Annotated in this window: 8 protein-coding genes; 4 read left to right on the top strand and 4 right to left on the bottom strand. The window is 62.6% G+C overall.

The features are described 5' to 3' along the window. Positions 1-355: 355 nt before the first annotated feature. Positions 356-1,504, bottom strand: a complete 1,149-nt coding sequence (locus FVE66_RS12310) for a GGDEF domain-containing protein (RefSeq protein ID WP_161993267.1) — start codon at positions 1,502-1,504, stop codon at positions 356-358. A 40-nt stretch (positions 1,505-1,544) separates the two neighbouring features. After that, positions 1,545-5,564: a phosphoribosylformylglycinamidine synthase gene (purL, locus tag FVE66_RS12305; protein WP_151447702.1), complete on the bottom strand. Its 4,020-nt coding sequence runs from the start codon at positions 5,562-5,564 to the stop codon at positions 1,545-1,547. Between the two features lie 271 nt (positions 5,565-5,835). On the opposite strand from purL, the gene FVE66_RS12300 reads away from it, so the two are divergent. The 4 genes from FVE66_RS12300 (at position 5,836) to FVE66_RS12285 (ending at position 9,475) form a co-directional block, all read left to right on the top strand. After that, positions 5,836-7,716 carry a hypothetical protein gene (locus FVE66_RS12300; RefSeq protein ID WP_151447701.1) on the top strand — a complete coding sequence of 627 codons (1,881 nt, stop codon included), beginning with the start codon at positions 5,836-5,838 and terminating at the stop codon, positions 7,714-7,716. Positions 7,717-7,786: 70 nt separating this feature from the next. Further along, the gene (locus FVE66_RS12295; protein ID WP_151447700.1) at positions 7,787-8,353 is read left to right on the top strand and encodes a hypothetical protein; all 567 of its coding nucleotides are present in this window, start codon (positions 7,787-7,789) and stop codon (positions 8,351-8,353) included. Between the two features lie 247 nt (positions 8,354-8,600). Beyond that, entirely contained in the window at positions 8,601-9,086 is a 486-nt protein-coding gene (locus FVE66_RS12290; RefSeq protein ID WP_151447699.1) for a type III secretion system chaperone, read from the top strand. A gap of 29 nt (positions 9,087-9,115) precedes the next feature. Continuing rightward, positions 9,116-9,475, top strand: a complete 360-nt coding sequence (locus FVE66_RS12285; protein ID WP_151447698.1) for a hypothetical protein — start codon at positions 9,116-9,118, stop codon at positions 9,473-9,475. A 23-nt stretch (positions 9,476-9,498) separates the two neighbouring features. Here FVE66_RS12285 and FVE66_RS12280 read toward each other — a convergent pair whose 3' ends face one another. Further along, positions 9,499-10,179 carry an energy-coupling factor ABC transporter ATP-binding protein gene (locus tag FVE66_RS12280; protein ID WP_241673190.1) on the bottom strand — a complete coding sequence of 227 codons (681 nt, stop codon included), beginning with the start codon at positions 10,177-10,179 and terminating at the stop codon, positions 9,499-9,501. A gap of 132 nt (positions 10,180-10,311) precedes the next feature. Further along, a complete protein-coding gene (locus tag FVE66_RS12275; protein ID WP_151447697.1) occupies positions 10,312-11,154 on the bottom strand; it encodes a formate dehydrogenase accessory sulfurtransferase FdhD in 843 nt (280 codons plus the stop codon). Positions 11,155-11,239 lie beyond the last annotated feature (85 nt).

Genomic DNA, 11,239 nt, shown 5'->3' with positions numbered 1-11,239 from the left:
GAGACTCCCCTTTCTCTGTCAGGTTGTCAGAACGCAATTACTCCAACGTGCGATTAGAGCACAAAATTACATCTGGAAACATTACTTACAAGTCAGACAGCTAGCATTTTTGCCCTTATAAATGACCGAACGGTTAATAAGTGAGCCGAACGGGCCCCTATCCAGCCGGGAAATAGCATTTTGGCAACAGGGGGCCAATTCAGGGAGTGCCTACGACGGGGGAGGAAGGAAGGAAGGAAGGAAGGAAGGAAGGAAGGAAGGAAGGAAGGAAGGAAGGATTTTGCGCAGCTTGCGTGGAAACACGCGGGAGATCAGTGGAAAAAGAGGCTTGCAGCGGCACCGGCCGCGGCCTCATTCAAGCAGCTTGCAGCACCACCCGGTTGCGCCCTTGCTGCTTGGCCTGGTACAGGGCCAGGTCGGCACGCCGCATCATGTCGCGCAGCGGCTCATCCTTGCGGGAAACCGCAATGCCGATGCTGACGCTGCAGCCGGCCGAGTGCGAATCCGGATCGGACTTTTGCAGCAGCAAGCGCAATCGCTCGGCGACGCCCACGGCCCCATCGCCGCCGGTCTCGGGCAGCAGCAAGGCGAATTCTTCGCCGCCGACCCGGGCGAAATGGTCGATGCCGCTCCGGACCACCGATTCGGCCCGCAAGACCAGGTCGACCAGCACCTGGTCGCCCTCGGCATGGCCAAGGGCGTCGTTGATCTGCTTGAAGTGGTCGACGTCGATCAGCAACAGCGCCATGCTGCGACCGCTACGGCGCGAACGCAGGATTTCCCGGTCGGCCAACTCGAAGAACGCGCGGCGCGTGAGGGCGCCGGTCAGGAAGTCGTGATTTGCCAGGTCTTCCAGCTTCGCCAGCATGGTGTCGTGAACCAGTAGCACCGCGCCGAAGCTCAGTGCCGGCAGCACCAGCGCGCCGAGCGACAGGAACACCAGGTTCCACGGACTGGGTTGCAGCAGCGATGTCATTTCGCCGCTATTGGTCACATGGACCGCGATGCGCACCATGTGACCGCTGATCACGAGTGCGGCCATGCACTTGGTGAAAAGGTAGGGATAGACCGAGCGCCGCGCACCGCGCGAACGCCTGACCGTCAGGCCGATCAGCAGCGCCATCACTGACTGGTGCAGGGCAATGATGCTGGTGCGCGCGACGAATGAATCGTACTGGTAATGAAAGATCGCCACCGCCACCGTTACCACCGCGACACTGGCGACGACCCACGGGACATGCGCCGGCCGTCCGAAGAATCGGCGAAAACCGACCAGCACCGCTGCCCCCGCCGCCGCATACAGGGCGTTCGCCACTTCATACGCGATCAGCGGCGGCAGTTCGCGTCCGAAGGCATACAGCACGAATCCCGCAAGCCCCAGCAGGTTGCCGCCGGTCCACTCCTTCACGCCCGGTATGCGGCTGCGCCACATTGACAGCATGACCAGCATCATCAGCAGACACAGCAACGCGCCGATCAGCAGGACATGAACGTTGGTAAGCATATGAATCGGCGGCAGCCGGCTCAGGAGTTCAAGCGGTCCATCAGCCGACCCATTTGCGGGCGTTGCGGAACATCCGCATCCATGGTGAATCTTCGCCCCACTGGGCAGGATGCCAGGATTGCTGCACCGACCGGAACACACGCTCGGCATGCGGCATCAGCACCGTGTAACGGCCATCGGCCGTGGTTACGGAGGTGATGCCCTGCGGCGACCCGTTCGGATTGAACGGATAAGCCTCGGTCGGCTGGCCGCGATTGTCGACGAAACGCATCGCCACCAGGGCTTCGCCCATGTTGCCGGTCTGCGAGAAATCGGCAAAGCCTTCGCCGTGCGCGATCGCGATCGGGGTCTGCGTGCCGGCCATGCCGGCGAAGAAGATCGAAGGCGAATCGGCCACTTCCACCATGCCGAAACGGGCTTCGAACTGTTCCGACTTGTTGCGCGTGAACTTGGGCCAGGCCTGGGCGCCGGGGATGATGGATTTCAGGTTGCTCATCATCTGGCAACCGTTGCAGATGCCCAGTCCGAACGTGTCGCCACGCTGGAAGAAGCCGGAAAACTGTTCCGCCAGCTTGTCGTTGAACAGGATGGTCTTGGCCCAGCCCTCGCCGGCACCCAGCACGTCGCCGTAGGAGAAGCCGCCGACAGCGATCAGGCCGGTGAAATCCTGCAGCCGGGCGCGCCCGGCAATCAGGTCGCTCATGTGCACGTCGACCGCTTCAAAGCCAGATTTGTGCATCACATACGCCGTCTCCACATGCGAGTTGACGCCCTGCTCGCGCAGGATGGCAACCCGGGGACGGGCGCCGGTGGCAATGTAAGGCGCGGCAATATCTTCCTGCTGGTCGAAAGTGACGTGCGGCGTCATGCCGGGGTCGGCAACGTCCAGCAAGCGCTCGTATTCGGCGTCGGCGCAGGCGGGATTGTCGCGCAGCCGGGCAATGCGCCAGCTGGTCTCGCTCCAGATGCGGTGCAGATCGGCGCGCGGGCGCTTGAAAATCACCTTGGCGTCGCGGGTGAACTCGACCACGTCACGGTCATTGGTCTTGCCGATGATGTGCGAGCAAGCACCCAGGCCGGCGGCCCGAAGCTGGTTCATGACTTCCGATTTCGCGGCGGCGCGCACCTGGATCACGGCGCCCAGTTCCTCGTTGAACAAGGCACCCAGCGTCAGCTCGTTGCGGCGCTCGCCGACCTGGCTGGCCCAGTTCTTGGAGTCGCCCCAATCCGCCGCGTGCTCGCCTTCCATGGCCAGGATGTCGAGGTTGACCGACACTCCGCAGTGACCGGCGAACACCATCTCGCACAAGGTGGCGAACAGGCCGCCATCGGAACGATCGTGGTAGGCCAGCAAACTGCCAGCCTGGTTGAGTTGCTGGATGACTGCGAAGAATGCTTTCAGGTCCTGCGGCTGGTCGATATCCGGCGCCTCGTTGCCCAGTTGCTGCATGACTTGCGCCAGCACCGATCCGCCCAAGCGGTTCTTGCCGCGTCCGAGGTCGATCAGGATCAGCGAGGTCTCGCCGGCGTCGGTGCGCAGCTGCGGCGTCAATGTGGAACGGACGTCAGGCACCGGCGCAAAGGCGGAGACGATCAGCGACACCGGTGCCGTGACCGACTTGTCGCCTTCGCCGTCGTTCCAGGTGGTGCGCATGGACAGCGAATCCTTGCCGACCGGGATCGACAGGCCCAGCGCCGGGCACAGCTCCATGCCGACCGCCTTGACGGTGTCATACAGTGCGGCGTCCTGGCCCGGCTGGCCGCAGGCGGCCATCCAATTGGCGGACAGCTTGATGTCGCCGATATCGGCAATCGGCGCGGCAGCGATGTTGGTCAGGGCTTCGCCGACCGCCATGCGGCCGGATGCCGGCGCATTGATGATCGCCAGCGGCGTGCGCTCGCCCATCGCCATCGCTTCGCCCTCATATCCCGACAGTGCCATGGTGGTGACGGCGCAGTCGGCCACCGGAACCTGCCACGGGCCGACCATCTGGTCGCGCACAGTATGGCCGCCCACAGTGCGGTCGCCGATCGTGATCAGGAAGGACTTGTCGGCGACAGTCGGCAGGCGCAGCACGCGCTCGGCTGCATCTTCCAGCGCAATGCCGGTCAGGTCGAGCGGCGTCAGTTGCCGTGTTTCGTGGCGCACGTCGCGGTGCATCTTCGGCGGCTTGCCGAGCAGCACATCCATCGGCATGTCGACCGGCGAATTGCCGTGCTCTGGATCGATCACTTTCAGCTGGCGTTCTTCGGTGGCGGTACCGACCACGGCGAACGGGCTGCGCTCGCGTTCGCAGAAAGCACGGAACAGTTCCAGGCTTTCCGGCGCGATCGCCAGCACATAGCGCTCCTGCGATTCATTGCTCCAGATCTCGCGCGGCGCCAGGCCGCTTTCTTCCAGCGGCACCTTGCGCAGGTCGAAGATGGCGCCGCGTTTGGCGTCATTGGTGATTTCCGGGAAGGCGTTCGACAGGCCGCCGGCACCGACGTCATGGATCGACAGGATCGGATTTTCATCGCCCATTGCCCAGCAGGCGTTGATCACTTCCTGCGCGCGCCGCTCCATCTCTGGATTGCCGCGCTGGACCGAGTCGAAATCGAGGTCGGCGGTATTGCTGCCGGTCGCCATCGACGAAGCGGCGCTGCCGCCCATGCCGATGCGCATCCCGGGGCCGCCAAGCTGGATCAGCAGGCTGCCGACCGGCAGGTCGTTCTTTTTGGTGTGGCCGGCGGAGATATTGCCCAGGCCGCCAGCGATCATGATCGGCTTGTGATAGCCGTACACGCGCCCGCCGACGTTCTGTTCGTAGCTGCGGAAATAACCAGTGAGGTTGGGACGGCCGAATTCATTGTTGAAAGCGGCGCCGCCGAGCGGGCCGTCGATCATGATTTGCAGCGCGGATGCGATCCGGTCCGGCTTGCCGTAGATGCCGCCCTGGGCGTGCTCCTTGCGCTGCGCCGGCGGCTCGTTCACGTCGCGCGCGTTTTCCCACGGCTGCACCGAGTGCGTGATCATCAGGTTGGAGACGGTGAAACCGGTCAGGCCCGCCTTCGGCCGCGCGCCGCGGCCGGTCGCGCCTTCGTCACGGATTTCGCCGCCGGCACCGGTGGAAGCGCCGGCAAACGGCGAGATCGCGGTCGGGTGGTTGTGGGTCTCGACCTTCATCAGGATATGGGTCAGTTCTTCGCTTTCGCGATAGACGTGCCCTTCCTGCGCCCCGCGCGCATGGAAACGCGGCACCTGCGCACCCTCGATCACCGACGAATTGTCGCTGTAGGCGACCACGGTGCCGGCCGGATGCTTCTCGTGCGTGTTGCGAATCATCGAGAACAGCGAGCGCTGCTGCGCTTCGCCATCGATGGTCCAGTCGGCGTTGAAAATCTTGTGCCGGCAATGCTCGCTGTTGGCTTGGGCGAACATCATCAGCTCGACGTCGGTCGGATTGCGGCCGGCGCGGGTGAATGCGTCCACCAGATAGTCGATTTCGTCATCCGAGATGGCCAGGCCAAGCTCGGTGTTGGCCGTCAACAAGGCCTGCTTGCCGCCGCCAAGCACATCAACCGATTCCAGCGGCCGCCCTTCCAGCGGCTGGAACAGGCCAGCCGCCTGCTGCGCATCGCGCACCACGACTTCGGTCATGCGGTCGTGCAGCAAGCCGGCCACTGCCTCGGCTGCCTGTGGCTCCAGCGCATTGGGCTTGCCCAGCAGGCCCGCCTTGCGCTGGATGAAATAGACCACGCCGCGCTCGATCCGGTGTACCTGCGACAGGCCGCAATTACGGGCAATGTCGGTGGCCTTGCTGGCCCAAGGCGAGATGGTCCCGAAGCGCGGCAGCACCACGAATTGCTCGCCCTCCTCATGGCCGGCGAAGGGCTCGCCGTACTCCAGCAATGCGGCGAGCCGGGCGCGGCCCTGGTCGCCGACTGCTTCGCGCGCGTCGATGAAATGCAGGTAGCGGCCACTCACGCCGGTAATCGACGGCTCCAGGTCCTGGAGCTTGGCTAACAGACGTTGGGTACGGAAGGAAGACAGGGCATTCGAGCCCGGCAGGATCAGCATGGCGAAATCGAAGGGATGCGACAGCGAGCGGCAGGGCCGCGTGAAGCAATCGTCTGTCTGGAAAGGAAACCTCGATTATACCCGAGCGCCTGAACCGAACTGGGGTAAGAACACGCTCGGGCGCGAGGCCGGCGATGGCCCGAACGAACCACCCAGGCACTGCCATTCTTAACAAGAAGGAACAAAGTGCGGCTATCGGTTACTAAGTCGCCGCCATTCGTCATGCATAGCCCCGAAGCAATCCATCCGCGCTGTCGCGCAGGAGGTTTCAATGAGTTTCCCGAAAATTCAGGTCACGAGAAGCCATTCCGAACCTGCAGACCCGGGGACCAGGCACACCCGGGCGGACACACCCGTGACCAGCCCACCCGGGAACCGCATGCGCCAGAGCCGAGACCATGTCGTGGATCGGGCGCAAAGCGAGAGCGCGCTCGCCAACGTCAAGGATCAGCGCACCCATAGCTCGAAGGGTCAGGCGAGTCACAGCACCACCCCCGGGAATGTCGATGCGGCACTCCCCGGCGAAACCAGCAAACCCGCCCGCCTGCAGCCACTCAACGTAAACCGACTCATTGCACGGGGAGCAAGGCCCAATCACATCGAGCAGGCACGGTCCCGAATGCCGCACGGCAATCATGACCAGATCCTTGCGTTCTGCCTGCTGTGCGGCATCGGTGTGCTCGCGGAAGATGCCGGGCTGTACGCATGCGAGGAGATAGGCAATCTTGACAAAGAAAATCCGAGCCCGGATCGCCTCGGCTATTGCAGCCTGCGCGCCGCCGGATTCAAGCCTCGCCAGGCGGCGAAATTATGCAATTACCGTAATTCAGACAAGGCGAAATATTTTCAAGAGGCCACCTTTATTCCGAATCCCGGCAGCGATCGCTCCGTGAAAATAAACTACTGCGCAATGCGTGTCCTCGGAAATTCGTCCAAAGTGGCAACATGGTGGGCGCACGCCGGACCGAATGCCGCGGTGAATCTGTGCCTGCTGGATCAAAAAAAACTGACCGATCTCTATGTAACACACACCAATAGCGAGCCCCTGCCCCAAACCTTCCCTCGTTTCGTCGGCAATTCCATTTCGATGCCAGGCGAGAAAAAAAAGATACTTGGCAAAGGCGGCTTCAACCAGGTCGAACTCGTGAAAATCCTGGATCCGGAAACCAACCAGGAACGCAAATTTGCTTTCAAACCAAGCAAATCGGATGCGCGGGTCGGCCTTGGCGGCGCATTGACCGGGATTCGGGATCTGGAGGATAGCGACAGTGACGGGGAATACAATTACTGCCCCGAACGCAGGAATCTTGCCGCCGTGGCCGTCGCCCGCCTGCTGGGGCTGGCGGGCGACGATGGCGTCACCGGCAACGCCTTCATGGGCATCGTGGACAAGCGCCTGGGGCTGCTGATGGAAGTGGTCCCGGGGAAACCAGTTGCGCAAGCTGACTACAATATTGCACTTGGCCCGGACTTACCGCATTACAAGCAGCTGTACGACAGCAGGCAGATGCTTGTCGACGACCCGAATCTCAATCGGGACATCTCGAAAATCATGGGAGTCCACTCGATCCGGTTCAAGAAAAATGATAAAGGGGGTGTTGACATCCTCCTCACCGGTTCGGTCACCCCTGACGGCCAGCCGGACAATCTGGAACCATTCAGGAACAATGATGCATCGCTGAAAAAAGCCTACGCCCGAATCGAATTTTTTGATGAGCTCATCAACGAGACTGATGGCCATCCAGGGAATATCATGATCGAGCAACGGCCGGATGGCCGCTACTGCGCAAGGCGCATCGACCTAGATCAATGCTTCGGCGCGGTGCGTGCTCCGGATCTGCAAGGTGAGGAGTCATTCATGACGTATTACCTGCCCCAGCCCGTGCGCTTCATGGAAAAAATGCTGGCCGACAAGCTGCGCGAGGACGGAATGAGGGATGCTCTGGAGGAGACCGTGCTCGACCTGCTCACCAGCGAGGAGGAAGTCGATGCCTTCCTGATCCGGTACGACGCGATCGTGCAAGGGCTGGAAGGCGGGGAGATCGAGATCGTGGATGATTCGGTGAACGACGATGGCTGGAAAGCCGCCGACATGTCGGATCCGCACACATCGCTGTTCGCCCGCGATGGCCAACGGCCGAAGCTTTACTGACGATAGCCGGCTGGTGCCAGCTGCCATGCAGCGCCAGCCATTACCATGAACAGCCGCGAGCGAGGTGACCGTGTCCCACGTAACTGCCAACGAAGAACTCCAGGAGCTTTTCCGAACCGAGAAGCTTCCGCTACCGCCCCTGCCGGAGGAATTGACGCAAGCGCTGGTGAAGACCGGCCCGCACAGCTGGTCGACGCGTGCCGGGGCCAGCAGGCCGGACGACCTGGATTCCCGGGTCGCGGAAGCGCGCAGCGGTATCGGGGACTATGCCGAGATCGGCTTCGCCGGCCACGGCATCAACTCGTGGTTCATGTATTGCAATGTGGTGCATGGACCGCTGGCGCTGTTTCTTCAATGCCGGTGGAACAACGCCTATGACGATGAGCAGCGTGCCCGCACCAGGATCGAAGGCGTGTCCGGCTTCGCCGCACGCTTGCTGGCAGAGGCCCCGCAGGCGGCGCAGCTCGGTGCACTGGCACCCGGGGAACGGCTGATCGTGTGCTTCGGCGATCACTTTCCGTCGCGCTGGCAGTGGAGCTCCGAACCCGGGCACTGGAACCAGGACGGCGACTTCACCCTGCTGGCAGCAACAGCTGCGCTGCGCGCACGGATTGCCGCCGCCAAGGGGCGGTCGTAGCCGCAGGTCCTTCGCTTGAGCTGGTCAGTACCCACACCGTGATTGACAGCATGGACCGGCGCACGCCACGAACCAGGATGCAGGCAAGCATCAGCCTTCGAAGGCTGCAGGACTGACCGACCGTCGGCCTCCTGCCTGCAGCGAAAAATGCCCTCGCCAACGCGAACCATTCCTCGCTCGATGTTACTCAGCGCGATTCCGCGCGTCGGTCGCGCCCCTCTGCGGTCCTGCCAGCCAGTCAACGTCCATGAGCACTGCACTGAAAATCATCCTCGACGATTTTGCCAATATCCACGACATGCGCCGCATCCGGCGCGATGCGCACGGCGTGTTCACTCTCGTGTTCGATCACCAATGGGTGATCAACGTCGAGTCGGACCCCTTGAGCGGAACCGTCTCCATTTTCGGCAGCGCCGGCTCCGTGCAGCCCGAACTGGGGCGCCCGGCATCAGCACCTGAAATCGAGTGGCATCCGATCAGCGAACAAGAGTTGCCATTCGGCGGCCGTATTGGTGTGCACTACAAGACGGGTGTCGTCATGCTCGATTCGCAATCCGATCCGGCCCGGCTCGACACCGTCGCGTTCCGGCTCTGGTTGCTCGCTTTCGTCGACCAGATGAGCGCGTGGGCAAGCCGGATAGGCCCGCGCGTGCGAAGCGCCCGGATTTCAGAGCAGATGCAACATGGCTCTCCGCCACCGGCCGCGCTCGCTGCCGTCGACCTTCATCCGTAATGCCGATCCAGTACAGGAAGGACTGAATCATGAACCCCATCAAAGACAAGCTCGCGCCGGCCCAGCCCCTGGTCAAGCGGCACCAGGGTGCTGCGGTCGAGCAGGCCGAAAACAAGGCGCCGGCACAGACTGCACCGTCATACGGGCGAGTCGTTTCAGACGGCCGTGAGATGAGCGCCGCACAACGCGCAAGGAATCAGGAGTTGGTCGCGCTCTATCATGGATTGCGCGAGCGGGAGGGCAACAAGTTGGCGCGCGAGGCGAGCGCCGCCCCGGCCAATCCAAAGATCAAGGGCTGGAAAAAGCGGGACAGCAAGCAAAGCGTCGGCAAGTCGCGTACTCCGGAAAAAAACAGCCGCGAACAGCGCAAGGAGGAAGATCAGGACTGATGACGAACCGGCCTGCACCGGCCTCAGCGTACCAGCAAGCCACCATCGCGCAGCTTGACGCGCTGCACGTCAGGAAGGCCGATCAGGTCACGATCATGACAGGCAATGATCACGCTGCTTCCGGTAGCAGTGAGCGAAGGCACCAGCGCAATCACCTGTTCGCGCGCGGGACCGTCGAGATTGGACGTCGGCTCATCCAGCAGCAGCAGCCTGGGCTCCAGCACCTTTGCGCGAGCCAGTGCGACGCGCTGCTTCTCGCCGCCCGAAAGCCGTCCCGGCGGCGTGTTACGGAGATGGCCCACGCCCGCCCATGCCATCGCATCTTCCACCCGCTCGCGGATCTGCTCGCGCGCCAGGCCGCGGGCGGCCAGCCCGTAGCCGATGTTGTGCTCGACACTGGTCGAAAACATGACCGGATGCTGGTGCATGTAGACGATACGCGTCCTCAGGTCTCGCGGATAGGGCGACAGCGTGAAGTGCGTGCCGCAAAAACGTCCCTCGTCCAGCTCGGCCGACTCCAGTCCGGCCAGCACCCGCAGCAGGGTACTCTTGCCGGCGCCATTGGCACCGGTCAGGATGATCGCAACCCCGGTGCCCACCCGCAGGTGATCGATGTCGAACAGCAGACGGTCGCCATATAGCTTGCGCAGGCCCTGCAGTTCGAGCAGCGGCGTCATGGACTGGATGGGTACGTCGATGGACATGGAAGTGAGCACGATGGAGGGCACGGACCCGAAACGCGTGGATTTGAAGCGCCTGGATTTGAAACGCGCGCGATTGTGAAACGCGGCATTGTATCCTGCCGGAGAGGGGGTACCGCTGCCGCTGCCGCCGAATCAGGCCACACGCAGCGAACCATCCAGCAACTGCGGCTCGAAGATGATCCTGTCCTTGCCGGTCAGGAGCAGGAAATGGGTGCCGGTGCAGCGCGCCACCAGCGACATGCCGAGCCTGTCGGCGACCATGTGCCCCATCTGTGTGGTGCCCGAGCGGGACAGCAGGAAGGGAATCCCCATCTGCGCACCCTTGATCACCATTTCCGAGGTCAGGCGGCCGGTGGTGTAGAACACCTTGTCTTCGCCGCGCACGTCATCCAGCCACATCTTGCCGGCGATCGCATCGACCGCATTGTGGCGACCGACATCCTCGACGAAATAAATCACCTCGCCAGCGGCCGAAAACAGCGCGCAGCCATGCACCGATCCAGCCTGCTTGTAGATCGACTTCATGGTGCGGATCGAGTCAACGATCTTGTACAGCACCGACTGCTTCAGGCGCGCATCCTCGGGCAGCACGATCTTGTCGACTTCATCCATCAGGCCGCCGAACACCGAGCCCTGTCCGCAGCCGGTCGTAACCACCCGCTTCGAAGTGCGTTCCTCGACGTTGGCAATGCCGGTCCTGGTTTTCACCGCTACCGCGTCGACGCTCCAGTCGACCTGGACCGACTCGATATCGTCGATGGACGTCACCAGGCGCTGGTTGCGCAGATATCCGAGCGTCAAGGCTTCCGGGGCGCCGCCCAGGGTCATCAGCGTCACCAGTTCACGTTTGTCCACATAGACCGTCAGCGGCCGCTCGGCCGGAATGAAGATGGTCGACACGCGGCCGCGTTCATCCATCACTTCCACTTCGCGTGTGAGTTCGGCGATGGCGTTGGTCAGCACGGGGCGCGGCATGGTGGGGCTATCCTGTCACAGGTGAATCGGTGGAAAAAAGGAAATCAAAACGAAATGCTTGCCAGACGCGCTGCAAGGCGCAATG

The sequence above is a fragment of the Lacisediminimonas profundi genome, from assembly GCF_008831265.1.
GTDB lineage: Bacteria > Pseudomonadota > Gammaproteobacteria > Burkholderiales > Burkholderiaceae_D > Lacisediminimonas > Lacisediminimonas profundi.
Note: the sequence above shows the minus strand (reverse complement) of the source record. Positions and strands in the feature narration are given on the sequence as shown.